The organism is Thermogutta sp. (assembly GCF_039793925.1).
Lineage (GTDB): Bacteria > Planctomycetota > Planctomycetia > Pirellulales > Thermoguttaceae > Thermogutta.
Map to the genome: position 1 here is coordinate 1 of NZ_JBAMME010000004.1, position 738 is coordinate 738.

The 738-nt window shown below is 53.5% G+C and carries 1 protein-coding gene; it reads right to left on the reverse strand.

The window, feature by feature from the left end; all coding sequences use genetic code 11:
* Positions 1-415, reverse strand: a 415-nt coding sequence (locus tag ABJK56_RS00270) for an FxsA family protein (protein ID WP_347242663.1), incomplete at its 3' end; no start/stop codon positions are given.
* Between the last annotated feature and the right edge of the window lie 323 nt (positions 416-738).

Below are 738 nucleotides of genomic sequence, written 5' to 3' on the forward strand. Positions count from 1 at the left end.
AATAAAACCACCATGCGGATCCAGAACGACGTGTCCCGACTGTGGTAAATACGAAACGTTGCTGCAGATACCTGCGAAGAGCCTGTTTGATGAGATGCCGCGTTGGCGGAAAAAGCAGCGCAAAGCCGATAACGTCGGTGATCAATCCTGGGGTGAGCAGGAGGACTCCCGCCACGAGTACGAGGAGGCCGTCGAACATGGCATCGGTGGGGAGTTCACCCCGGGCAAGCTGTTCATTGAACCGAATCCAGACGCGGAAACCTTCCCGGCGGACCTCCGCTGCCCCGACGATCGCCGTTACGACGACCAGGGCCAGGGTGGGCAGCCATCCCACGTGGGCGGCCATCCACAGGAGGAGGGCCAGCTCCACAAAGGGAAAGATCAAAAATAGCCCGAGCAACCAAAGAAAAAGCATTCAGAATACTCCTTGCCAGTCGTTTGAGATTATGCGAAATGCCCCCGTGGGCCTGTACCTATTTATTGTATCCCACAAGAGTCCAAAAAAGCCGGGCGGGCTGCTCGGGGATATTACCTGATCGATCACATTTGTTTTATATGTCTATTTTTCCTATCTTTTGAGTCCTGGCAGAAAGAGTGGGAAAGAGGCGACGGTTATGCCGATTCAGTGGGAAAGCCTGGGGAAACACAATGCCGAGTCATAGTTGGGTTGTTCCGTTTCCCTCTGAGGACGGGAATCTTACTCTCTAATTGCGGATCGCGAAGGTGGTATAATCAGTT